This window comes from Acidovorax sp. SUPP2539, from assembly GCF_030158975.1.
In the GTDB taxonomy this organism is placed as follows: domain Bacteria; phylum Pseudomonadota; class Gammaproteobacteria; order Burkholderiales; family Burkholderiaceae_C; genus Paracidovorax.
The window spans coordinates 564,901-588,643 of sequence record NZ_BQXJ01000001.1; the positions used below are offsets into that span (position 1 = coordinate 564,901).

General features: G+C 66.5%; 21 protein-coding genes and 1 tRNA gene. 6 read left to right on the top strand and 16 right to left on the bottom strand.

Annotated features, from left to right (window positions below; all coding sequences use genetic code 11):
- Positions 1–60 precede the first annotated feature (60 nt).
- Together AVTE2539_RS02605 and AVTE2539_RS02610 are read left to right on the top strand one after the other, a co-directional pair.
- The gene (locus AVTE2539_RS02605; RefSeq protein ID WP_284408251.1) at positions 61–1,272 is read left to right on the top strand and encodes an FAD-dependent monooxygenase; all 1,212 of its coding nucleotides are present in this window, start codon (positions 61–63) and stop codon (positions 1,270–1,272) included.
- Between the two features lie 287 nt (positions 1,273–1,559).
- Entirely contained in the window at positions 1,560–3,371 is a 1,812-nt protein-coding gene (locus tag AVTE2539_RS02610; protein WP_284408252.1) for a leucine-rich repeat domain-containing protein, read from the top strand.
- A gap of 129 nt (positions 3,372–3,500) precedes the next feature.
- Here the strand turns inward: AVTE2539_RS02610 and AVTE2539_RS02615 are convergent, their stop codons facing one another.
- From AVTE2539_RS02615 to AVTE2539_RS02650, 8 genes are all read right to left on the bottom strand, one after another.
- Entirely contained in the window at positions 3,501–4,742 is a 1,242-nt protein-coding gene (locus AVTE2539_RS02615; RefSeq protein WP_284408253.1) for an MFS transporter, read from the bottom strand.
- A gap of 43 nt (positions 4,743–4,785) precedes the next feature.
- The gene (locus tag AVTE2539_RS02620) at positions 4,786–5,316 is read right to left on the bottom strand and encodes a hypothetical protein (protein WP_284409397.1); all 531 of its coding nucleotides are present in this window, start codon (positions 5,314–5,316) and stop codon (positions 4,786–4,788) included.
- Positions 5,317–5,491: 175 nt separating this feature from the next.
- Positions 5,492–6,934, bottom strand: a complete 1,443-nt coding sequence (locus AVTE2539_RS02625) for an amidase (protein ID WP_284408254.1) — start codon at positions 6,932–6,934, stop codon at positions 5,492–5,494.
- Positions 6,935–6,951: 17 nt separating this feature from the next.
- A complete protein-coding gene (locus AVTE2539_RS02630; protein ID WP_284408255.1) occupies positions 6,952–8,442 on the bottom strand; it encodes an ABC transporter substrate-binding protein in 1,491 nt (496 codons plus the stop codon).
- Between the two features lie 125 nt (positions 8,443–8,567).
- On the bottom strand, positions 8,568–9,506 hold the full coding sequence (locus tag AVTE2539_RS02635) for an ATP-binding cassette domain-containing protein (RefSeq protein WP_284408256.1): 939 nt from the start codon (positions 9,504–9,506) through the stop codon (positions 8,568–8,570).
- On the bottom strand, positions 9,503–10,519 hold the full coding sequence (locus AVTE2539_RS02640; RefSeq protein ID WP_284408257.1) for an ABC transporter ATP-binding protein: 1,017 nt from the start codon (positions 10,517–10,519) through the stop codon (positions 9,503–9,505). The genes AVTE2539_RS02635 and AVTE2539_RS02640 overlap by 4 nt, the downstream gene beginning before the upstream one ends.
- Before the next feature lie 28 nt (positions 10,520–10,547).
- A complete protein-coding gene (locus AVTE2539_RS02645; RefSeq protein WP_284408258.1) occupies positions 10,548–11,435 on the bottom strand; it encodes an ABC transporter permease in 888 nt (295 codons plus the stop codon).
- Positions 11,435–12,397: an ABC transporter permease gene (locus AVTE2539_RS02650; RefSeq protein ID WP_272548856.1), complete on the bottom strand. Its 963-nt coding sequence runs from the start codon at positions 12,395–12,397 to the stop codon at positions 11,435–11,437. Before AVTE2539_RS02650 ends, AVTE2539_RS02645 begins: the two co-directional genes overlap by 1 nt.
- A 311-nt stretch (positions 12,398–12,708) precedes the next feature.
- Between AVTE2539_RS02650 and AVTE2539_RS02655 the strand changes: the two genes are divergently transcribed.
- A complete protein-coding gene (locus tag AVTE2539_RS02655) occupies positions 12,709–12,978 on the top strand; it encodes a YfhL family 4Fe-4S dicluster ferredoxin (RefSeq protein WP_284408259.1) in 270 nt (89 codons plus the stop codon).
- A gap of 60 nt (positions 12,979–13,038) precedes the next feature.
- Here the strand turns inward: AVTE2539_RS02655 and pth are convergent, their stop codons facing one another.
- The 7 genes from pth to AVTE2539_RS02690 form a co-directional block, all read right to left on the bottom strand.
- On the bottom strand, positions 13,039–13,647 hold the full coding sequence (gene pth, locus AVTE2539_RS02660) for an aminoacyl-tRNA hydrolase (RefSeq protein WP_284408260.1): 609 nt from the start codon (positions 13,645–13,647) through the stop codon (positions 13,039–13,041).
- 139 nt (positions 13,648–13,786) lie between these two features.
- Positions 13,787–14,422 (bottom strand): 50S ribosomal protein L25/general stress protein Ctc, encoded by a 636-nt coding sequence (locus AVTE2539_RS02665; protein WP_272564888.1) that lies wholly within the window; start codon positions 14,420–14,422, stop codon positions 13,787–13,789.
- 147 nt (positions 14,423–14,569) lie between these two features.
- Positions 14,570–15,544, bottom strand: a complete 975-nt coding sequence (locus tag AVTE2539_RS02670; protein ID WP_272548852.1) for a ribose-phosphate pyrophosphokinase — start codon at positions 15,542–15,544, stop codon at positions 14,570–14,572.
- 44 nt (positions 15,545–15,588) lie between these two features.
- Positions 15,589–15,665: transfer RNA gene (locus AVTE2539_RS02675), tRNA-Gln, on the bottom strand.
- Between the two features lie 24 nt (positions 15,666–15,689).
- A complete protein-coding gene (gene ispE / locus AVTE2539_RS02680) occupies positions 15,690–16,553 on the bottom strand; it encodes a 4-(cytidine 5'-diphospho)-2-C-methyl-D-erythritol kinase (protein ID WP_284408261.1) in 864 nt (287 codons plus the stop codon).
- A 5-nt stretch (positions 16,554–16,558) separates the two neighbouring features.
- On the bottom strand, positions 16,559–16,978 hold the full coding sequence (locus tag AVTE2539_RS02685; RefSeq protein WP_284402291.1) for a lipoprotein insertase outer membrane protein LolB: 420 nt from the start codon (positions 16,976–16,978) through the stop codon (positions 16,559–16,561).
- Positions 16,979–17,097: 119 nt separating this feature from the next.
- Positions 17,098–18,888, bottom strand: coding sequence for a tetratricopeptide repeat protein (locus AVTE2539_RS02690; RefSeq protein ID WP_284408262.1), 1,791 nt, complete (start codon positions 18,886–18,888; stop codon positions 17,098–17,100).
- A gap of 29 nt (positions 18,889–18,917) precedes the next feature.
- Here AVTE2539_RS02690 and mutM point away from each other — a divergent pair, with 29 nt between their 5' ends.
- The 3 genes from mutM (at position 18,918) to mutY (ending at position 22,840) form a co-directional block, all read left to right on the top strand.
- Positions 18,918–19,733 carry a bifunctional DNA-formamidopyrimidine glycosylase/DNA-(apurinic or apyrimidinic site) lyase gene (gene mutM, locus AVTE2539_RS02695; RefSeq protein WP_284408263.1) on the top strand — a complete coding sequence of 272 codons (816 nt, stop codon included), beginning with the start codon at positions 18,918–18,920 and terminating at the stop codon, positions 19,731–19,733.
- Between the two features lie 108 nt (positions 19,734–19,841).
- Complete coding sequence (locus tag AVTE2539_RS02700; protein WP_284408264.1) at positions 19,842–21,803, top strand: dynamin family protein; 1,962 nt, start codon at positions 19,842–19,844, stop codon at positions 21,801–21,803.
- Complete coding sequence (mutY, locus tag AVTE2539_RS02705; RefSeq protein ID WP_284408265.1) at positions 21,800–22,840, top strand: A/G-specific adenine glycosylase; 1,041 nt, start codon at positions 21,800–21,802, stop codon at positions 22,838–22,840. Before AVTE2539_RS02700 ends, mutY begins: the two co-directional genes overlap by 4 nt.
- 39 nt (positions 22,841–22,879) lie before the next feature.
- Here the strand turns inward: mutY and rapZ are convergent, their stop codons facing one another.
- Positions 22,880–23,743, bottom strand: a complete 864-nt coding sequence (gene rapZ, locus AVTE2539_RS02710; protein WP_284408266.1) for an RNase adapter RapZ — start codon at positions 23,741–23,743, stop codon at positions 22,880–22,882.

The window sequence follows — 23,743 nt, forward strand, 5'->3', positions numbered from 1 at the left end:
CGCTTCTTCCTTGATCTGTGCCCTGCGGGTGCCAGCCCTGCCGCGGGCACAATCGTCCGCATGCAGAAACAACAGGTGTTGGTCGCCGGCGGCGGCATCGGCGGGCTTGCGGCGGCGCTGGGCGCCTCCCGGGCGGGATGGGACGTGCGGCTGTACGAGCGCGCCGAGGCCTTCAGCGAAGTGGGCGCGGGCGTGCAGCTCGGCCCCAACGTCGTGCGCCGGCTGCAGGCCTGGGGCCTGCAGCACCGGCTGCAGTCGGTGGCCGCGTTCCCGGAGCGTCTGCAGGTGCGCAGCGCGCTGAGCGGCGCCGAACTGGCCGTCTTGCCCCTCGGGCCCACGGCCGTGGCGCGCTACGGCGCGGCCTACGCCACCATCCACCGCGCCGACCTGCACGGGCTGCTGCTCGCCGCCGTCACCAAGTACACCGACACGCAGATCTCGCTGGCCCACGCCATCGACCATTTCTCCGATGCCGAGGGCGTCGTCACCGTGCGCACCAGCCGCGGCAAGGAGGTGGAAGGCGACGCGCTGGTAGGCGCCGATGGCCTGTGGAGCCGCACGCGTGCCGCGCTGCTGGGGGACGCGCGCCCGCGCGTGACGGGGCACCTGGCCTACCGCGCGCTGGTGCCGCAGCACTCCCTGCCCGACGTGCTGCGCACCCGCCAGGTCACCGCATGGCTGGGACCGCGCCTGCATGCCGTGCAGTACCCGGTGCGCCGGGGCGAACTGCAGAACTTGGTCGTCATCGTGCAAGGGCCGGCGCCGGACGACTTGGAGGGCTGGGACCACGCCGCCAACGCCGCCGGACTGGCGTCGGCGCTGCGCGGTGCCTGCCCCGCGCTGCAGCAGGCGGTGAGCGGCGTGGCCGACGCCGGCGGCGGCTGGCGCCTGTGGCCGCTGTGCGATCGTCCGCCCTTGCGCGGCGCCGACGGCATGGCGCGCGGCCGTGTGGCCCTGCTGGGCGATGCCGCGCACCCCATGCGGCCCTACCTCGCACAAGGCGCCGGCATGGCCATCGAGGACGCCGCCGAACTGCAGCGCGCCCTGTCCATGCACGACCTCGACGTGCCCCTGCGCCTGCGCCGCTACGCCCTCAACCGCTGGCAGCGCAACGCCCGGGTGCAGGCGCGCTCCACGCGCAACGGGCGGATCTTCCACGCCACCGGCCCGGTGCGCTGGGCGCGCGATGCCTCGCTGCGGCTGCTGGGCGAGCGCCTGCTGGACGTGCCCTGGCTTTACCGGGGCGATGGCTCCAGCGCCAGCTCCTTGTAGTTTGCTATTGAATTTATAGCGATATGCCCTAGTGTTGATTGTGCTGGAGGCCGATTGGGCTTGAAGTCCTCCACCGACGCGGTGCGCGGATGCGGGCTTGCCTCCGGTGTGCCGATCCTGGCGACAGGGCGTCGGCGCGCCGTCAACGCCCCGTGTTGGCATCACGCCAGGAAGTCGGTTCGCGCAGCGCTGTGACCTTTTCGGTTTTTGCGCAGCGATTGCGCTTGACGGAAAGTAGCCTGAGGTGCGCTGGAACTTCAAAGCCGCCAAGCCTTTGGCGCACCTCCATGTTCAACACCATCCATCGCCTTTTCCATTCCCGTCCCCGAACCGGTCCAACGGAACGTGCACCTGCCGAGAACACGCCGCCACGCGGTTCTTCCCGTGCAGCCGAAGGCTCTGGCAGTCCGCTGACCGCGCGGCGTCGTGAAAATGCCCAGGCGGAAAGCACCATGGCGCCCCGAAGCTCTGTGGTTGGGCGCGCTTCCAGTTCACCGCCGCGTTCGCCGCTGCATCCGGCCGCAGCGGCGGGGACCTCGTCGGCTGCCCTGGCCAGCAGCGTGGTGCGCGATATCGACGACTGGCTCGAGCGCAGCCTGCTGCTGGCAGACAAGGTGAATGGCTACGTCGACTTCTACGATGACGTTGAAGACAGAGACACGACACAGGATGTCTTGAAAGCGGTGGCCACCGCGATGCGCCGCGTGGCCACGGGAGAAAGCTCCAGGCTCGTGGTGGCATGGGGCCTTCCTGCCAAGACGTTGCCCGATGCGATCGGACGGCTGCAAGGCCTGCAAGAGCTGTCGCTGACCAACACCGGGCTGACCTCGCTGCCTGAAACCCTGGGTGAGCTTCGCCAGTTGCGCCATCTGAAGCTGGCCACCAACCAAGAGATGGAGAGCCTGCCGGCGTCGCTGACGGCCCTCCCCAACTTGCACACCCTGCAATTGACCGGGAATTCATTGAAAGAACTTCCCTTGGACTTGGGGCGCATGCAAAGCCTGCGCACGCTCGAGTTGGGTTGCGGGGAGTATTCGAGCCTGCCAGACAGCATCACCGAACTGCGCCACCTGACGCAATTGAGCGTGTCGCACTCTCGGCATATCCGGGAATTGCCCGAAAACATCGGCGACATGCAGGGGCTCCAGACATTGGTCCTGAAAGGGAATGCCAAGCTGGCGCGCTTGCCCGACAGCGTGGGAGACCTTTCCAACCTGCACACCCTGGACTTGGAGGGCACGGCGTTGCAGGCCCTCCCGCAGTCCCTGGCCCGGTTGCCCGCCAACTGCGTCATCAAGGTGCCCGATCATTTGCGCGGCCAATTGCAGCAAATCCGCCACCCCCAGGCCGCACGGCAAGCGGCGCAGGCGCCCGCAGCGAGGACGCGGCCACCGACCACGCCCGCGACCGGGCAGGCTGGGCCATCGCGGAACCAAGGGGCTGAACTCCGGCGTGAGCTCAAGCGCATCGACCCCGACCTGACTGCGCGCTTTGACAAGTGGAGGGCGGGGCTGTCCCACGACGCGGTGATGTTGGGCCGACCGCTGACGCGGGAGGACAGGGCCCTTCTGGATCAGATCGTGGCCGAGGCCATCGCGTCTGCCGGGTTTCGAAGCAGCTTCGACCAGTTTTTGAGCGAACACACACTCAAGGCCGTGGATGCCGATGGCGTGACGCAGGTGCATGACGGCCCGGCCGTGTTGGGCGACGTCAAAACCGGGTTCTCCAAAATGCTGGAGCACAAGATCATGCATACGCAAGACCCGAGCGCGGCGCTTGCCATGCTGCAAGGCGCTCTTCTCAATCCCGGTCTGGGCATGTCGCGCGAAGAGCTTCTCCACGAAAGAGACCTGCTCGATCCTCGCCTGACGCACATGTGGGCACCGCTGCGGGCCTACATTTCCATGCACGACGTCAAGGTAAAAGCCAAGCAGGAAGCCGCGACCAAACTGGCCATGGCGCAGTTCGAGAAAGCGGAGAAGGGCGTCATCAGCGAAGCGAAAGCGATGCAGGAGTCTAAAAAGGCGAAGGCCAAAGTGAATGACTCCATCGACCGGCGGGCCCGGGCGCTGGTGGACGGTGAATGGCGCATCCGGTAGGCAGCGCAAGCTCCTTTGGTGTGCTATTGAATTTATAGCGGAATGCCATAGTGTCGATTGTGCTGGAGGCCGATTGGGCTTGAAGCCCGGTTGCGGCCTGCGGCGCAGTGGCCGGCCGCGCCCTCCCACTCAGGCGTGCACCGGCGCTGGCAGCCGCAGGAACGCCAGCACGCCGGCGGCCAGCAGCGCCGCGATCGTCAGCATCACGGCCGTGTATGGCTCCACGCCGTGCGCCGCTGCCATGGCCGCAGCCACGCCGGTCAGCCACTGCATCAGCGCCACGCCGAGGAACATCGCCATGGTGAACACGGCCATGGCTCGGCCCGTCATCGCGGCGGGGTAGGCCGAGCGCACGTCGGCGTACTGCAGCACCATGTAGCCCGACAGCAGCCCCACGCCGATGGCGCCGCCCACGTCCAGCCAAGCCTGGTGCACGAGGCCGATGGCGAGGAACACCAGGGCCAGCACGCCGGTGAACCCGGCGATCCAGCGCCGGCGCCGCGCGGGGCCCGGGTCCAGCCGCCCGAACAGCGCGGGGCTGAAGAGCGACACGAGCGACACCACCACGGCCACGTTGCCGCTTTGCACCAGCGAGAAGCCGTGCCGCTCGATCAGCAGCGGCCCCAGCCACAGCCCGCGCAGTGCGAGAAACGATGCATAGGTGTTGAGCGCCAGCAGCACGATGCCTGCCGTGTGCGGCAGCAGGAACAGCGCCGCGAAGCCACGCACGGCGGCGCCCACCGATTCGCGCGGGGCGCCGTCAGCGTGCGGCCGCGCGGGCTCGTGCACCTTCCAGAAGATCAGCAGCCACGCCAGCGCGGCCAGGCCCGCCAGCACGCCGAACCCCCAGCGCCACGACGCGTGCTGCACCAGCCAGGCCAGCGGCGTGCCCGTGAACAGCATGCCCAGGCCGCCGACGCCCATGGCCACGCCCGACACCACCGCGAACCGCTGGGCCGGAAAATGCCGCGCGATGAACACGGTGCACACCAAAAAGGCCGGGGCGCAGCCCACGCCGATCAGCGCCTGCCCGAGCAGCACCAGTCCATAGCCCGGCGCCAGCGCCGAGAGCAGCGCGCCCGCGATGGCCAGCGGAAACGCCGCCAGCAGCGTGCGCCGCACGCCGTACAGGTCGATCCCGATGCCCATGAACAGCTGCATGGTGCCGAAGGCGAACGCAAAGGCCCCGGCGAAGGCGCCCAGCGCCGCGGCCGATAGCCCGAACTCCGCCCGCAGGCCCGTGGCGATGATCGCGGTGATGGTGCGAAACGCCTGGCTCAGCGCGAAGCCCGACACCAGTGCCAGCAGCATGCCCCAGGCCGCGCGCGGCGCCAGAGCGGCAGGGGGCGGTGCGGCGGGCGCGGTCGGCATGGGCGATGGCGGGGGGGGGGCGGGGTGTGGACGATGAGGGCGGTCAGCCGTTGACCAGCGCCAGATAGGCCTTGCGCGTCTCCGGCGACACCGAGGCCACGAGCTGGTCGTAAGGCGTCTGGTGCCGCGCCATCATGCGGGCCGAGGCGACGGTCTTCGATTTGCAGAACCAGTGGCAGGTGTGCTGCATCAGGAACAGCTCTGCCGACAGGGTGAAGGCCTTGTCGCGCGCATCGCGGCCGGCTTCGTTGCGCACCGCGCGGTCGATGCCCTGGGCGTGCACCAGCAGGGCCCTGCGCATGTCGAACGCGGCCGATGGAAACAGCTGGTGGGCGAACGGCAGGCCGACCGCGATGCGGCTCACGCGGGTCAGCGACGGGTCCAGGCGCGAGAACTCGGCCGTGAAGCGGTTGAACTGGTCGGTCAGCTGCGATTCGGTGGTGGTCAGCAGGCTCCAGATCTGGTCGCGCCGCTGCGGCTCGCTCTCGCCCAGGGCGCGCAGGTAGCCCTCGGTGAGGTTCTCCATCAGCTTCTCGATCTGGTAATTGGCCAGGTGGCGCGCCAGCAGCGCGATGCGCCGGCGCTGCTGGCGGGCGTTGAGGGCTTAGGTGCCGGTGGCGATCAGGATCGCCAGAAGAAAGGTGTCCATGTGCGGGGTCGGGCCGTGGTGTCGGGAAAACGGGGGTGAAGGAAAGCAGGGCAGGCGTTGAAAGGACATGGGCCTGAAGGCGCGCCCGTGGGCGCAGCCTTCAGGCCCCGGGGGGCTGGGGCCAGGGGCGTTGCGGCCCTCGGATCTGCTCGAAGGCATGGGCGACCTGCAGCACGCCCAGGTCGTCGAAGCGCGGCCCGGCGATCTGCAGCCCGATCGGCAGGCCCGCGGCCGTGTACCCGCAGTTCACCGAGGCGGCGGGCTGCTCGGACATGTTGAACGGCACGGTGAAGCCGATGTGCTCCAGCGGGCGCAGCGGGTCGTCGGTGGGCGAGGGCAGCTCGGCCGCGAAGGCGGGCAGGGGTGCGACGGGCGAGAGCACGTAGTCGAACGCGCCGCAGGCCTGTACCGTGGCCACGCGCGTCGCGTGGAACTGCTGGCTGGCGTGGAACACTTCGGTGCCCGACAGGCCCGCTGCGCTGTCGGCCCAGGCACGGATGTAGGGCAGCACGCGGGCGCGCCGCTCCTCGGGCAGGGTCTGCAGGTCGGTGTAGGAGCGCATGCGCCAGAAATGGTCCATGCCGTCGAGCATCCCCTGCGTCATGAACGGTGTCATGGGCTCGATGTGAGCGCCCGCCGCCTCGAACCAGCGCGCGGCCTGCTCGATGGCTGCGCGCACCTCGGGGTCCACCGGCAGGCCGCAGCCGGCATCCAGCAGCAGCCCCAGGCGCAGCCCGCGCAGCCGCTCGGGCCCGCGCGCAGCATCGCCCCAGGCGATGGGCTGGAACGGCAGGCCCATGCTGTCGCGCCCATCCGGCTGGCTCAGCACCTGCATCATCAGCGCGGCGTCGGCCACGGTGCGCGTCATCGGGCCGGCAGCGCGGCCGGTGTAGGGCGGGTCGATGGGGATGCGGCCCAGGCTGGGCTTCAAACTGAAGATGCCGCACCAGCTGGCCGGCAGGCGCAGCGAGCCGCCGATGTCGGTGCCGATGTGCAGAGGCCCGTAGCCCGCCGCCGCGGCCGCGCCCCCGCCGGCGCTGGAGCCGCCCGGGCCCTTGGAGCGGTCCCACGGGTTGCGCGCCAGCGCATGGAAGCTCGACAGACCGGACGACAGCATGCCGTAGTCGGGCATGGTGGTCTTGGCCACGATCACCGCGCCGGCCTCGCGCATCCGCGCGGCCGGCGGGGCATCGGCCGGGGCCGGCACCAGCACCGTGGCGGCCGTGCCCAGCGGCGTGGGGTCGCCCGCGGTGGCGATGTTTTCCTTGATGGTGGCGGGCACGCCGTCCAGCAGGCCCTGCGGGGCGCCGCGCAGCCATCGCGCCTCGCTCGCGCGGGCCTGCTCCAGGGCCGCTTCGGGGCGCAGCAGGTAGGTGGCGCACAGGTGGGGCTCCCACCGGGCGATGTGGTCCAGCACCGACTGCGTGACCTCCACCGGGGACAGGGGGCGGCTGCGGTAGGCGTCGAGCAGGGCGTGGGCGGGCAGGTCGTGCAGTGCGGATGAGGCGGACGATGCGGGCGTTGTGGAGGCGGCCTGGGGCATGACGGGCTCGTTCACACTCAGGCCCAGGACATCGCCGACAGGTCGTTCACGAAGATCGGCATGTCCTTCCACAGCCCGCGCAGGTTCTTGTTGGCCACCGTGACCCATTGCGGCTGGTAGAGGAAGGCATGCACGGCATCCTCGGCCAGCAGGCGCTGCGCATCGCCCAGCAGGCGCGCCCGGTCGGCGGGGCGGGCGGCGTTCTTGATCTGCTCGTACAGCGCGTTGAATTTGGGCGAGTTGTAGCCCCAGTAGTAGTCGGGCTTGGCGAAGTTGCCCAGGTCGAACGGCTCCACGTGCGAGATGAGGGTGAGGTCGTAGTTCTTGTTGCCGTAGGTGCCGCTCAGCCACTGCGCCCACTCCACGTTCTGCAGCTTGGCGACGATGCCCACCTTGGCCAGCTGCGCCGCGATGACCTCGCCGCCCTGGCGCGCGTAGGGCGTGGGCGGCAGCGTCATGGTCAGCTCCAGCGGCGTCTTCACGCCGGCCTCGGCCAGCAGCTTCTTCGCCTTTTCGGGGTCGAAGGGGTTGATGCCGGTGGTGTCCAGGTAGCCGAAGGCGCCCGGCACGTAGTGGCTGCCGATCGGCACGCCCAGGCCGTCCCCGGCGCCCTGGATCACGGCCTTGCGGTCGATGGCGGCCGCGATGGCGCGGCGCACCCGCACGTCGTCCAGCGGCTTCTTCTGCTGGTTGATGGCCAGGATGGTCTTGGCGCGCGAGCCGCTCACGATCACCTGAAAACGCGGGTTGGCCTTGAACTGCGCCACGCTGCGCGGCGTGACGCGCGGGAACGCGTCCACGTCGCCCGCCATCAGGGCCGCCACCTGCGCGGCCGGGTCCGAGATGAAGCGGAAGGTCGCGCGGCGGATGTGCACCGCGTTCGCCGTGCGGTAGCCGTCCCAGCGCGCCAGCGTGACCGAGGCGCCCTTGCTCCACGATTCCAGCCGGTACGGCCCGGTGCCGACGGGCTTGGTCGCGTTGGTGTCGGCGCTGCCCGGCTCCACGATGACGGCGGTGGCCTGCCCCAGCAGGAAGAGCAGGTCGGGGTCGATGTCCTTGTTGATCACCACCACCGTGAGGTCGTCCACCACCTGCGTGGTGAGGTTGGCGAAGGTGCGCTTGTCCTTGTTGGTGCTCTTGTCGCCCGCCGCGCGCTCGAACGAGAACTTGACGGCCGCCGCGTTGAACGGCGCGCCGTTGTGGAACTTGACGTTCCCGCGCAGCTTGAAGGTGTAGGTCTTGAGGTCGGGCGAGACCTCCCAGCTTTCGGCCAGCAGCGGCGAGACGCTGCCGTCCGCGTTGATCTTGGTGAGCGGCTCGAACACGTTGTACAGCGTGATCTCGCCGATGGACGAGGCCGCGCCGGCCGTCGGGTCCAGCCCCGGGGGCTCCAGCGTCATGGCGAGGGTGACGGCGTCCTTCTTGCCCTGGGCCAGCGCCTGCAGGGGCGCTGCGAGCGGCACGGTGGCCAGGGCGCCGGTGGCGAGGACGGTGCGACGGTTCAGCATGGGCGGATTCTCCGGATAGGAACAGACCAGGGGCGGGACGGAAGGCGAGGGGGCGGGCGGCGGCATCGGATCGGCGGGGTGGATCGGCCGGCGGCGCGCGCCCTTGGCGGCCAACAGGCTTTTTACTACACCCCGGGCCCGGCCGGGGGGCGCCGCGCTGCTGGCGCACGCGCCCGCCCGGGTTCGATGGATGGCACGGCGGCCACCAGCGCGCGGGTGTAGGGGTGCTCTGCCTGGGTGAACAGCGCCTGGGGCGTGCCGCGCTCCACGATGCGGCCCTGGTAGAGCACCACCACCTCATCGCACAGGTGATGGACCACGGCCAGGTCGTGGCTGATGAGCAGGTAGGTGATGCCGAAGCGCTCCTGCAGGTCCTGCAGCAGGTTCAGCACCTGCGCCTGCACCGAGACGTCGAGCGCGCTCACCGGCTCGTCGGCCACCACCAGCCGCGGCCGCGTGACGATCGCGCGCGCGATGGCGATGCGCTGGCGCTGCCCGCCCGAGAACTCGTGCGGGTACTTGTCCAGGTCGCTTGTGCGCAGGCCCACCTGGGCGAGCGCCTCGCCGGCCCGCTCGCGCTGCTCGGCACGCGACACCTTCGCCGTGCGCGGCGTGGCGGGCAGTGCCTGCAGCGGCTCGGCCACGATGCGCGCCACCGTCTGGCGCGGATCGAGCGAGCCGTAGGGGTCCTGGAACACCATCTGGAAATCGCGCCGAGCGGCCTGCAGTTCGGACGCCGGCAGCGCGTGCAGGTCGCGGCCCAGCAGGTGCACGCTGCCGGCGGTGGGCGCATCGAGCGCCATCACCAGCCGCGCCAGCGTCGATTTGCCCGAGCCGGATTCGCCCACAACGCCCAGGCTGCGGCCGGCGGCGATGGACAGGCTCACCCCGTCCAGCACCCGCACCGTGGGCGGCGGCGACCACAGGCGCTCGCGCGGCAGGGCGTATTCGCGCACCAGGCCGGTGGCCTGCAGCAGGGGGGGCTCTTTGGGGTCGAATCGGTCCTGTGCCCTAGTACTGATTGCCGTGGTTGCTATGTTTTTGATAGTGTCATCCAAGGTCATGCCCGGCCCTCCTGCGCCGCTTCCGCCACCGCGTCCAGGCGAATGCAGCGGGCCGAATGGCCGTCGCCCAGCGGCACGGGCGCCGGCAGGGCCGGGTAGCACGCGGGCACCGTGAAGCCGCAGCGGCCCGCGAACGGGCAGCCGAGCGGCAGGTCCACCAGTTCCGGCACCGTGCCGGCGATGGTGGGCAGGCGCACGCGCGCACCGTGGGCATCCCTTCCCGACGCAGCCGCATCGAGCCGCGGGCGGGCTGCGAACAGCCCCCGCGTGTAGGGATGGGCCATGGCCGAGAACACTGCCGCCGTGGGGCCGCGCTCCACCACCGTGCCGCCGTACATCACCAGCATGCGGTCCACGTTCTGCGCGATCACGCCCAGGTCGTGCGAGATCAGGATCAGCGCCATGCCGCGCTCGGCCACCAGTTCGCCGATCAGCCCCAGGATCTGCTGCTGCACCGTCACGTCCAGCGCGGTGGTGGGTTCGTCGGCGATCAGCAGGTCCGGCCCGCAGGCCAGCGCCATCGCGATGGTGATGCGCTGGCGCTGCCCGCCCGAGAACTGGTGCGGGAACGCATCGAAGCGCTGCGCCGCGCGGGCAATGCCCACGCGATCCAGCAGCGCCACGGCCTGCGCGCGCGCGGCGGCGGCCGGCAGGCCCAGGTGCCGCCGCAGCGGCTCGGCCACCTGCCGGCCGATGGTGTGCACGGGGTTGAGCGCCGTCATGGGCTCCTGAAAGACCATGCCGATGCGGCGCCCGCGGATGCGGCACAGCGCCGCCTCGTCCTGGCCCAGCAGCTCGGTGCCGTCGAAGCGGATGCTGCCGCGCGTGGTGGCGCGGTCCGGCAGCAGGCCCATCAGCGCCATGGCGGTGAGCGACTTGCCGCAGCCCGACTCGCCGATCAGGCCCAGTGTTTCGCCGCGTTCGAGCGTGAAGCCCACGCCCCGCACGGCATCGGCCGGGCCGCGGTGCGTGTGCAGCCGCACGTGCAGGTCGGAGACTTCGAGCAGGGGCATGGCGGGCGATGCGTGGGGATCCATGGCGTCAGCGCTGGCGCGACAGGCGCGGGTCGAGCAGGTCGCGCAGGCCGTCGCCCAGCAGGTTCAGCCCCAGCACCGCCAGCGCGATCGCCACGCCGGGCCACACGGCCAGCAGCGGCGCCTGGAACATCAGCGTCTGCGCCTCGCTCAGCATGCGGCCCCAGGACGGCTGCGGCGGCTGCGTGCCCAGGCCCAGGTACGACAGCGCGGCCTCCGCCAGGATGGCCAGCGCGAACTGGATCGTGGCCTGCACGATCAGCGCCGCCGCGATGTTGGGCAGCACGTGCTCCCGCGTGATGCGCCACGGGCCCTTGCCGCAGGCGCGCGCCGCCAGGATGAATTCGCGCGACCACACGGCATTGGCCGAGGCGCGCGTGACCCGGGCGAAGGTGGGAATGTTGAAGATGCCGATGGCGATGATCGAATTGACCACGCCCGCCCCGAACACGGCGGTGAGCATGATGGCCGAGAGAATCGCCGGGAACGCGAAGGTGAAGTCCGCCATCCGCATGATGAGTTCTTCCACCCAGCCGCGCCGCGCCGCCGCCAGCAGCCCGAGCGCCGTGCCGATGGACAGGCCGATGCCCACCGCGATCACCCCCACCAGGATGGAATTGCGCGCGCCCACCAGCAGCAGCGAGGCCACGTCGCGCCCGAACGCATCGGTGCCCAGCCAGTGCGCGGCCGAGGGGGGCAGCAGCTTGGCCTCCATGTCCATGTCGTAGGGCGAGCCGGGCGTCCACACGAAGGACACCAGCGCCGCCAGCACCAGCAGCAGCGACAGCACCCCGCCGATGGCGAAGCTGCGGTGGCGCAGCGCGCGGCGCAGGCCGGACGGCGCGGCCCCCGCTGCCGGGACGGGCTGGGAGGGCGTGGCGGGGGACGGGGGCATCACAGGTCGCTCGCTTTCACGCGCGGGTCGATGGCGGCATAGAGAAGGTCCACCACGAAGTTCACCACGATCACCATGGCCGCCAGCAGCATCACGCAGTTGCGCACCACGATCAGGTCGCGGTTGGCGATCGACTGGAAGATCAGCCGCCCCAGGCCCGGCAGGTAGAACACGTTCTCCACCACGATGGTGCCCGCCAGCAGGTTGGCGAACTGCAGGCCCATCACCGTCACCACGGGAATCATCGCGTTGCGCAGCACGTGGCCCCAGAGCGCCGCGCGGCGCGACAGGCCCTTGGCGCGGGCCGTGCGCACGAAGTCCTCGCGCAGCACCTCCAGCACCGACGAGCGGGTGATGCGCGCCAGGATCGCCGCCTGCACCACGGCCAGCGAGATCGCGGGCAGCAGCAGCGCCTTGAGCGCCTCGAGCGGGCTGCCACCGCTGTCCTCGGTCCAGCCCGGAAAGCCGCCTGCCGAGAACCACTGCAGCTTCACCGAGAACAGCAGGATCAGCAGGATGGCGAACCAGAAATTCGGAATGGCGATGCCGATCTGCGCCAGCCCCATCACGCCCACGTCGCCCCAGCGGTTGTGGCGCGATGCCGCGTACACGCCCGCCAGCAGCGCCAGCACGGTGGTGATCGCCATGGCCATCAGCGCCAGCGGCACGGTGAGCGCCAGCCGCTCCAGAACCAGGTCCCGCACCGGGGTGCCGTAGGCGTAGCTGTCGCCCAGCTGGCCCGTGAGCAGCCCGCCCACCCAGTGGCCGTAGCGCTGCAGCGCGGGCTGGTCCAGCCCCAGCTTCGTCGCCAGGGCGGCCACGGCCTCGGGCGAGGCATCCGGCCCCATCAGCATCTGCGCCGCATTGCCGGGCAGGATCTCCAGCACCACGAACACGACCACCGACGCCCCGGCCAGCGTGGCGATGAGCGTGAGCAGCCGTTTGAGGAGGAAGGGTCCCATGGGATGGATCGGAAGGGCGCCGCAAGGCGTCCGGGCTGCCGAAAGGGGCAGGGCGGTGTGGGTGCAGCATAGCGGCAAACACCGCGCGGCGGTCGGAGGCGGGGCGCGTGCGGTCCACCGGTGCCCGTTGCGGCGCGGGTCCGGATGGGCACGGCGCAGTGCGCGCGGGGACGGGGCAGGGATGGGGTATGGGGGCAGACCGCCCCGCCTGCGCCAGGGACTTGTCGGGGCGGGGATAATCCCGGCATGACGTCCGCCCTCCGTGCCCTTGCGGCCTTTCGCGCGCCCCAGGCCTGTGCCAGGAGATCGCCATGGCTTTGATGATCACCGACGAGTGCATCAACTGCGATGTGTGCGAGCCCGAGTGTCCCAATCAGGCCATCTACCTGGGCGAGGCCATCTATGAAATCGACCCGGCCAAGTGCACCGAGTGCGTGGGCCATTTCGATGAGCCGCAGTGCGTGCAGATCTGCCCCGTGGCCTGCATTCCGGTCAGCCCGCAGCACGTGGAAAGCCGCGAAACCCTGTTCCAGAAGTACGAGCGCCTGCAAGCCGGGGCGGCCCAGGGCGCGGCGTCCTGATCCAGACGTTTCAGCCTCCCGCGCACGAGGGTATTGCGCGGGCAGCTTTCAAAATAATAGCTAAATGCCGTCCGGCCGTGGCGGCTTGGGGCGCTGCGGCTTGGTCGTGTGCACCAGCAGCGTGGCCTTTTCCATGTCGCCCGCCAGCATCGCCGGGTGCGCCTTCAACGAATGGGCAATGCTGTCTTCGATCAGGGTGCGCTGGTCGGGCGACGGCTTCTTGAGCACCCAGTTGGCCACTTCCGCCTTGATGCCCGGGTGCCCGATCCCGATGCGCAGGCGCCAGTAATCCGCCGATCCCAGTTGCGCATGGATGTCACGCAGTCCGTTGTGGCCGGCATGGCTGCCGCCGCGCTTGAGCTTCACATGGCCCGGGGCGATGTCGAGTTCATCGTGCGCCACCAGGATTTCGTCGGGCTGGATCTTGAAGAACCGCGCCAGCGCCGCCACCGATTTGCCCGAGAGATTCATGAAGGTCTGGGGTTCCAGCAGCCAGACGCTCTGCCCGTGCACGTTCGTGCGGGCGACAAGGCCGTAGTAGTTGCGGTCCGGCACCAGCGTGGTTTTCAGTTCGCGGGCCAGCGCGTCGATCCACCAGAATCCGGCGTTGTGGCGGGTGGCGTCGTAATCGGGCCCTGGGTTGCCCAGGCCCACAAACAGTTTGATCATGGTGTCCGCGATTATCCGTGTGTGCCCAAGAAAAACGGCCCACGCAGGTGGGCCGTTCGGAGCGGTGCCGCTAGCGCGGCCCGCCAGGAGGTTGCCCTCCGCCTGTCGCCGGGACGGCGACAGTTGGGGAGAAGATTACTTACTTCTTCTTGCCCTTGCCGCCCTTGGCGTCGGCGGCAGGTGCTGCGTCGGCAGCAGGTGCTTCCACTTCGACCACGGGGTTGGTCACGGACACCAGAACGGGGTTGTTCTGGCCGCCACGGATCACGGCGCTCACGCCGCGGGGCAGCTTGATGTCCTTCAGGTGCAGCGATGCACCCTTCTTCAGCTTGGTCAGGTCCACGGCGATGAATTCGGGCAGGTCCGAAGGCATGCACGACACGTCGAGTTCGTTCACGACGGGGTTGACCAGGCACTTGTCCACCTTCACGGCGTCGGATTCTTCAGCGCCGCTGTAGTGCAGTGGCACCTTCATGTGCAGCTTGGTCTTGGCATCCACGCGCTGGAAGTCGATGTGCAGCACGAGTTGCTTGTAGGGGTGGTATTGCACGTCACGCAGCAGCACCTTGGAGGTGGTGCCGGCCACTTCCATGTCCAGCACGCTGGAGTGGAAGGCTTCCTTCTTGAGGGCGTGCCACAGCGCGTTGTGGTCGATCTCGATCAGTTGGGGCTCGGCGGCACCGCCGTAGACGATGCCGGGCGTCTTGCCCGTGTTGCGCAGACGGCGGCTCGCACCCGTACCTTGCTTGGCGCGCTCAAAAGCGACGAAGTTCATGGTTAGCTCCTGTGAGGGCCGGCCGCGACCAGCTCGGCCCTGTTGAAAAAGACCCGTGCCACCTGGCAGCGGACCTGCTTGTGTTCCCGAACGAACAAACCTCCCGAAGGAGGTTTGCCATCCCTTCCGCCCCGAGGGCGGACGTCATCAGAAAAGGTTGTCCTGGTCCGAGAACAGACTCATCACCGACTCTCCCTTGGCGATGCGCTGGATCGTTTCTGCGATCAGCGGTGCCACGGAGAGCTGGCGAATCTTGGTGCATCCCTTGGCGGCTTCGCTCAAGGGGATGGTGTTGGTCACGACCACTTCGTCGAGTGCGGAGCCCTTGGCGATGCGCTCGATGGCCGGGCCCGAGAAAATGGGGTGCGTGCAGTAGGCGTACACCTTTTTGGCGCCACGTTCCTTGAGCACTTCGGCGGCCTTCACGAGCGTGCCGGCGGTGTCGATCATGTCATCCATGATCACGCAGTTGCGGCCGTCGATCTCGCCGATCACGTGCATCACTTCCGATACGTTGGCCTTCGGGCGGCGCTTGTCGATGATGGCCAGATCGCAGTTCAACTGCTTGGCCAGGGCCCGTGCGCGCACCACGCCACCCACATCGGGCGACACGACGATCAGGTCGTCGTATTGTTTCTGGCGCAGGTCGCCCAGCAGCACGGGCGAGGCATAGATGTTGTCCACGGGGATGTCGAAGAAGCCCTGGATCTGGTCTGCATGCAGGTCCATCGTCAGCACGCGGGCCACGCCCACGGCCTGCAGCATGTTGGCCACCACCTTGGCGGAGATCGGCACGCGGCTGGAGCGCGGACGGCGGTCCTGGCGGGCATAGCCGAAGTAGGGGATCACCGCGCTGATGCGTTCGGCCGAAGCGCGCTTGAGCGCATCGACCATGATCAGCAGTTCCATGAGGTTTTCGTTGGTCGGCGCGCAGGTCGACTGCACGACGAACACATCGCGGGCACGGACGTTCTGCTTGATTTCGACAGTGACTTCGCCGTCGGAGAAACGGCCCACGTCCACTGCACCCAGCGTGGTGCCGAGGTGCCGGGCAATGTCCGCCGCCATCCCAGGATTGGCGTTGCCGGTGAAAACCATGAAGTCGGGGTGATTGGCTTGCATGAGCGACCCAGCAGTCTAAAAAAAAGCCCGTGTGCGAAAGTATTTGGCAGGGGAAGAAGGATTCGAACCTTCGCATGCCGGAATCAAAATCCGGTGCCTTAACCAGCTTGGCGACTCCCCTACACAGGTCGATCACTGAAAGTAATCAACCGAAATCCTGATCCGAGGCCCATCCTGCCAGAGGATGAATCATCAGATTTTCACATGCCTTGACTTGCCACGCGCCGGGCGCGTCTTGCAAGTTCACTGCCTGTGGCATCTGCGCAAACACTGCACTTCCCGAGCCAGTCATTCGGCCTTGCAACCCTTTCGATTCCAGCCACTGAAGGGCTTGACCGATCTCGGGACACAGTGCCTGAGCAACCGGCTGCAGATCGTTACTTCCAAACTGGTAGTGTGCTGCAGCAAAGCCTAAGATTGTAGCACAGCCAGAATCGCGTTTTAAGGAAGGGTGCGAAAAAATCGATTTCGTATCCAATCCTGCTTCTGGTTTGACCACCAGGAATTGTGTTCTTGGCAGTGCATGCGCTTTCTCAAGCGGGCGTATTGTCTCACCAATTCCTTCCACCCAAGCGTTATGGCCGCGTAAAAAAAATGGCACGTCAGCGCCCAGCGACAGTCCGATGCGCTCCAGTTCCCCACGCGTCAGTTGCAGGTTCCACAATTGGTTGAGGGCCAGCAGGGTCGAGGCCGCATCGGACGACCCCCCCCCCATACCCGCCTGCGCTGGAACTCGCTTTTCAATGCCGATGTGTGCGCCCAGCGTGCATCCGGTGGCAAGCTGCAAGGCCGAGGCGGCGCGCACGCAAAGGTCTTGTGGGGGCAACGCCTCCGACAGGTCCTCCCGGGTGATCCCGCCGTCCTCGCGCAGTTCGAAATGGAGCGTGTCGCACCAATCGATCAGCATGAACACCGATTGCAGCAGGTGATAGCCGTCGGCGCGTCGCCCGTTAATGTGCAGAAAAAGATTGAGCTTGGCCGGCGCCGGCACATCGTGCAAAGACCGCATGGGTGTCAGCGGTCCAGGGCAATGCGCAGTGTGGCGTGCGGCAAGGGACTGCGACGGTGAGCGACGAGCCTGCCACGGTCCATGCCGTCGAGTTCTGCCTCCCAGCCATCGACCGCGATGGGTTCGCGTTTGAGCCAGCCGAACAAGGCGGAAACTGGCACCGTGCTGCCTGTCAGCTGCAGGACCAGTGCGTCCAGTGAGTCGGATCGGCGCGTTTCCGATCCGTTGGTTAGTGTGGCCAGCCCGGGCGACCACGCCAGCTTGGCCATCACATTGCCGAAGGGGTTGAGAAGCGTCAGTTCCCCTTGTTCGGGGGCGCCTCGCAATTCGAATGCCGCGTTCAACGGTTGCGCGGCGGGATCGTCCACTTGCAGCGAGAGCCGGCCGCTCCATGCATCGCTGGGCGCTGCATCCTGCGTGGCCAAGTGGGCGTGCTGCGCACAACCCGTGAGGAGCAAGAAGGCCACCGTTGCCAGCCAGGTACTCCAGGCAGGCCAGGCGCTTTTGGCATCTGCGCGGCGAACACCGCTTGCGGCATGCCGCATCAAGGGTTGGCCCCCAGGCGCTTCAAAGTCTGGCGCAGGGTGTCGTTGTCCTTGTTCAGCCGCAGGCCTTCTTTCCAGACAGATGTCGCGCGATCGCGCTCTCCGAGCGACCACAGCACTTCGCCCAGATGGGCCGCGATTTCCGGATCGGGCTGCGCCTTGAATGCATCGCCGAGCAAGCGCGCGGCTTCTTTCCGATTACCGAGCCGAAACTCGACCCAGCCGAGACTGTCCATGATGAACGGGTCGCCGGGCGCGTATTCCAGCGCCTTGGCAATCAGCTGTTTGGCTTCCGGCAGCCGGATGTCGCGCTCCGCGAATGAATATCCCAAGGCGTTGTAGGCATGGTGGTAGTCGGGCTGGCGGGCAATGATCTGCCGCAGCAGCTTTTCCATCTCGTCCAGCAAGCCCGCTTTTTCGGCCAGCATGGCTTGGTCATAGACGAGTTCGTTGTCTTGCGGAGCCAAGGCAACGGCCTTGGCTTGGGCTTCATAGGCTTCCCGGTATTTCTGTGCATCGCGCAGCAGCTGGACCTCGGCGAGCAACTTCATTCGCTCTTCCTGGGGCGTCTTCGCAGGCAGCGCGCGAATGAGCGCCAGGGCTTCGGGCAACTTGCCCTGGCGAGCCAGCAGGGATGCCCTGCGGCTTTGCACCGTCAGCAGTTCTGCGGAGTTCTCGACCCGGCCCAGCCAAGCCTCCGCTTCCGTCAGGTTGCCCCGCTTTTCTGCGATCTGGGCTTGCAGCAGGAATGCCTGCGTCATCGCGCTGCGGCGCGGATCGCTCGCAGGCAGTGCCTCGAGGAGTTTCTGAAACTGCGTCAGGGACGCATACGCCTCATCGAGGCGGTTGGCCTGCAAGTGCAGGCTGGCTTTGACCAGCCAGGCTTCTGCCATGTCCGGCGTGCTCTGGGTCAGCAGATCCGCCTGCTTGGAGGCTTCCGCATAGCGTTGTGAGTCCAGCAGGGTGCGAACGTACACCATGCGGATTTCCGGCTTGGGTGTCCCGGCCAGATAGCGGGCAACCAATGGCTCGGCCTCTGTCTCGCCGGCTTCCAGCAGTTGCAGCGCCAGCAAGGCGACGCCTTCGGCGGGCGCATCCATGGTCTGGGCCTGGCGTGCGGCTTCCAGTCCACCCTTCTTGTCGCCCGCGGCCAGACGCATTCGGCCGATGGTGATCCATGCGGACGGGCCGGATGCCGGGTTGCTAAGCTGATCTGCCAGCGCCTGCTCGACGACCTTGGCGGCCATGGCCTTGTCGCTGGCCCGTCCGTACAACTGCGGAATGGCCTGGAGCGTCATCGCCCTGTCATTCGCAGGCGATTGATCCAATTCCTGCTTGAGGAGGTCGGACGTCTCCTCGATGCGATTGAGTGCAATGAGGATCTGCAACACGTACCGGTTGGCCTCGCGCGACTGAGGCTGTGCGCCTTTCCACGCCCTCGCTGCCGCCAGCGCATATTCGGCCGAGCGCGATTGCAGGGCAATCTCGACGGCCCGTCGATAAAGCTGGCCATCGCCGCTGCGGCGGGCTGCTTCGAGCATGAGCGAATAACCGGTGCCGGGATCCCCCCCCGTGGTGCTGATCTCCCCGAGCAGGATTTCATAGAACAATTCTGCATCGAGTGCGGCGGCTGCATCGCTGGAAGACTCCTGAGACGCTCGAAGACCAGCTTGCGATGTCGGTGCCGGCGAATTTTGCGCCTGTGCAGAAAGAGTTCCCGTCACCATGGCGCATGCCAGGGTGATGGTCCAGAGTCGATGTGATTGCGCCATCAACCCATAATAATCCATGGTTCAACGTCTTTGTGGAGCGTGCAGGCATGCCTGAGTTGCCGGAAGTGGAAGTAACGCGACTCAGCATCGCGAAGGGGATTTCCGGCGCGGTAATCCAGTCGGTCACGGTGGGCAAACCATTGAGATGGCCACTCGGTTGCCCGCCCGAGGGGTTGATTGGCCGCACCATCACGGCAGTGCGGCGCCGGGGCAAGTATTTGCTCCTGGACCTGGACGGAGGGCTTCTCCTGATCCATCTCGGCATGTCAGGGAGCCTTCGTCTGGGGCAATCGCTGGAAGCGCGCGGTCCACACGACCATTTTGAAATGGAAACGACCTTGGGGACCTTGCGCCTGCGGGATCCTCGAAGGTTCGGCGCAGTGGTTTGGGCGCGAGACGAGGGCGCTGAAGAAGCGAAGAAGCTGTTGGGTTCACTGGGGGTGGAACCCCTTTCCGACCTGTTCACCGTCGACGGTCTATTTGCCGGTTTGCGTGCGAGCCGGGCGCCTGTGAAGCAGGTCTTGCTCAGCGGCAAAGTGGTGGTGGGGGTTGGAAACATCTACGCATCGGAAGTGCTGTTCCTGGCGGGCATCCGCCCGACCGTGAAGTCATCGACCATCGGCTTGGCGCGGGTTCGCCGCCTGCACGCAGCCATCCGCGAGGTACTGGCGCGCGCGGTGGAGCGCGGCGGCAGCACGCTGCGGGACTTTGCCAGCGCGGACGGCAGTGAGGGCCATTTCCAGCTGGAGGCGCATGTCTATGGACGGCACAACGAGGCGTGCCGGGCCTGCGGGTCTCCAGTGCGAATGATCCGGCAAGGCCAGCGCAGCACCTACTATTGCATCCGTTGCCAGAAGGCATAGGGTTAAGAGGGGTGGCACCACGCCGTTTCGAGCTTTCAAGAAGTTCGTGGGGTGCTATATTTTGCGAAGGCTCCTGCACGTGCGGGCGCAGCGACACTCGGGAGCAAAGTGGGACCCTCTTTTAACGAACAGTTCGACCAGCACGGCGCGTGGCGTCGGGCATTCGCACTTCAACTGAAGCAGTTGGCCGACTGGATGGCGTCGCATTCCCTCATGGATGCGGCTGTTGGCGAGAAGCTCCAGCGACTGGAGGGTCAAGTGCGCAGCGACAAAGTCATGGTGGCTTTCGTCGCGGAGTTTTCACGGGGCAAGTCCGAACTGATCAACGCCATCTTCTTTGCCGACTATGGCCGCCGGATCATGCCTGCCAGCGCGGGACGAACGACGATGTGCCCGACGGAATTGGGCTACGACCCCGGCGTGCCTGTGAGCCTGCGCCTGCTTCCCATCGACACCCGGCTGCAGGTGCAGGGACTGGCCGAGTGGCGCCTGAAACCCGAACGCTGGGTGCAGATTCCCTTGGATGTCAATGATGCGGGGCAGATGGCCCGCTCGCTCGAGAAGGTGGCCGAGGTCCGGCGCGTCACCTTGGATGAAGCGCGAGCGCTGGGTTTCTGGCACGACGACCTGCCGGAAGAAAACCCGGTGCCGGACGCCAGCGGCCTGGTGGAAGTTCCGATGTGGCGCCATGCCCTCATCAATATTCCCCATCCGTTGCTCAAGCAGGGCTTGGTCATTCTGGATACGCCCGGACTGAACGCAGTGGGTGCGGAGCCCGAACTCACGATCAATCTGATTCCACAGGCGCATGCGGTGGTCTTCATCCTGGGGGCGGACACCGGGGTCACGCGGTCCGATCTCTCGATCTGGCGGGAACATCTGGCAGCCCCGTCTGAAAATGCGGATGCCCGCTTGGTGGTCCTCAACAAGATCGACACACTGTGGGACACCCTGAACTCGCCTGAGCAGGTTCAAGAACAACTGAAGCGCCAGCGTCTGACCTCTGCCGAGATGCTGGGTATCTCGCAAGAGCACGTCATGCTGGTGTCAGCCCAGAAAGGGTTGATCGCCAAAATCCAGTGCGATGACCTGTTGCTGGAGCGCAGCGGCTTGCCTCTTTTGGAAGAAGCGCTGGCACAAGGGGTGATGGGCAAGCGCCAGTCCATTCTCCGCTCTGCCGTGGCAGCGGGCATTGCCGGCCTGCGTTCGGAAACCTCTCGCGTGATCAACATCCGCCGGCGCGATCTCGATGACCAGATGCTGGAATTGCGGAGTTTGCGCGGAAAGAATGCTTCCGTCATCGATTCCATGCGCACTCGGATCGAGCAGGAGCAGCGGGAGTTCGAGCTGAGCACCGCGAAGATTCAGGCGGTGCGTGCGGTCCATCTCAAATTGCTGCGCGATATCTTCCATGAGCTCGGAGCCCGTTCGCTGAAGGCCGAACTGGCGCTGCTCACAGACGCATTGCAGCAAAAGGGACTGAAGCTGGGCGTGCGCAAAATCTACGCGGAGACCTTCCAGCGGCTGCAGGCGATAGTGGACAAGGCGCAATCTTCGGGCACTGAAATCCATGCCATTTTGGGCGGTACATTCCGACAGCTCAACACGGACTTCGGCTTTTCACTCCAAGTGCCTCCGACTCCGCAACTGGAGCCCTTCCTGCAGGAAATCGCGCAAATTGAGCAGCGGCATTTGCAGTACCTGGGCGTGGGCAATGCACTCAAACTGGCGCAGCCTGAGTTCGCGCAGCGATTGGTCCGTGCGCTCGGCATGCGGCTTCGTACGGTGTTTGAATCGGTCGCCAACGATCTGGAGCTTTGGAGCAAATCCGCAACAGCGCAACTGGATGCCCAATTGAGAGAGCGCAAACGGAGCTTTGCACGTCGCATCGAAGCGGTGGACCGCATTCAGCACGCAGCAAGCGGTTTGGTGGAGCGCATTGCGGAGATTGAAATGGCCGAGCAGGAGTTGGGGCAAATGGAAACGCGCTTGAATGAGATGACGGAGCAACTCGCAGCCGTCCCGCGCGCCGAGCCGCCCCAGGTCAGCCCGCAAACTGCCCTGGCATGAGCGACACCCCGGAAATCGCCACCGATGTGGTTCGGTGGCAGGCGGTGCATGGCCGCAACCATTTGCCTTGGCAGCAAACACGAGATCCTTATCGGGTGTGGCTGTCTGAAATCATGCTGCAGCAAACCCAGGTCGTCACCGTCTTGGGCTATTACGAACGCTTTCTGGCGCGATTTCCAGATGTGCAGTCGCTGGCTGCGGCAACGGAGGGTGAGGTGCTCGCCTTGTGGAGCGGTTTGGGCTACTACAGTCGCGCCCGCAATCTGCACCGTTGTGCTCAGCAAGTCGTGCATTTGCACGGGGGCGAGTTTCCCCGGACCGCCGAGGTCTTGGCCCAGTTGCCGGGAATCGGCCGATCGACGGCTGGTGCGGTCACGGCCTTCTGTTTTTCCGAGCGTGTTCCCATATTGGATGCAAATGTTCGCCGGGTGCTGACGCGAGTGCTTGGCTTCACGGCCGATTTGGCAATCGCCAAGAATGAGCGTCTTCTTTGGGATCAGGCCTGTGCCTTGCTGCCAGTCAGTGATCTGCAGCATGCGATGCCGCGCTATACCCAGGGTCTGATGGATCTCGGAGCGACGGTGTGCACGCCAAAGAAACCGACCTGCATGGTCTGCCCTTTGAACCGGCAATGCAAAGCCCGCCGCGACGGAGACCCCGAACGCTATCCCGTGCGGACCCGCAAATTGTCGCGTCGTGCGGAGTCGTGGTGGCTGATGCTGCTGCAGGACGGAAATGGGCGTGTCTTGCTCCAGCAGCGTCCCTCCAGCGGCATTTGGGCGGGTCTGCACTGCCTGCCGGTGTTCGAGGAACGCGCAGCACTGCAAACAGCATTGGCATCACGGCCTGCGCCGCTTCAGGATTTGGAGGGATTTCTTCATGTCCTGACCCATCGGGATCTGCACCTCCATCCCGTGCAAATCCCGTGGCAAGCGGAATGGGACCTTCCGGTGGATGGTGCCTGGTTCGGTGCTTCCGATTGGGACCGCTTGGGTATGCCAACGCCCATCCGGAAATTGCTGCTGGACCTGTCCTGATTTTTCCACGTCTCGCCACTCTGTGGCGAGACGTGAAAGTCACAGGCCGTCCAGCTCACGATGCCGCCGCAGGGTGGTCCAACGCTGGCTGAAGTGCGCTGCCAAGCGCTCTACCAAATAAACCGAGCGGTGTTGTCCGCCCGTGCAGCCAATGGCCACGGTCACGTAGCTTCGATGATTCTGCGCCAAAGGCTCCAGCCAGTGCGAAAGGAACTGCGCGATGTGTTCCTGCATCAGTTTCACATCAGCCTGGTGCTGTAAATAGTCGATGACAGGCTGGTCTTTGCCTGTCAATGCCTTCAACGCGGGCTCATAGTGGGGATTGGGCAGCATGCGCACGTCGAAGACGTAATCCGCATCGACAGGCACCCCGCGTTTGAACGCAAACGATTGGAAGACCAGCGTCAGTTGACCGGGCAGGGCGGGCATCAGGCTTTTGACGTAGCCCTGCAATTGCGCTGCTCGAATGGCGCTTGTATCGATGACATGGGACTGCTCACGCAGCTCGGCCAGCAGTTCACGTTCCAGTTCGATGGTTTGCAGCAACGCGCGTTGGCCTTCCGTCCATTCGTCTCTGGAGAGGGGGTGGCGTCGGCGCGTTTCCGAAAATCGCCGGATCAATGTGTCGGTGGTGGCATCCAGAAACAGTGAATGGACGACCACGCCCTCGCCACGCAGGCGTTTCAATTCCAGCGGAACCAGCGGTAACGCGGTGGCGCTGCGAACATCCATTGCGATGGCAATCCGGTTGCCATGGTGCTGATGTTCTAGCGCGACGAAGGCGGCCAGCAGCTCGGGTGGCAGGTTGTCTACGCAGTAGTAGCCTGCGTCTTCCAAGGCATGCAGGGCAACGGATTTGCCGGAACCCGCCATGCCTGTGATCAATACGACCTCTAGCGTCAT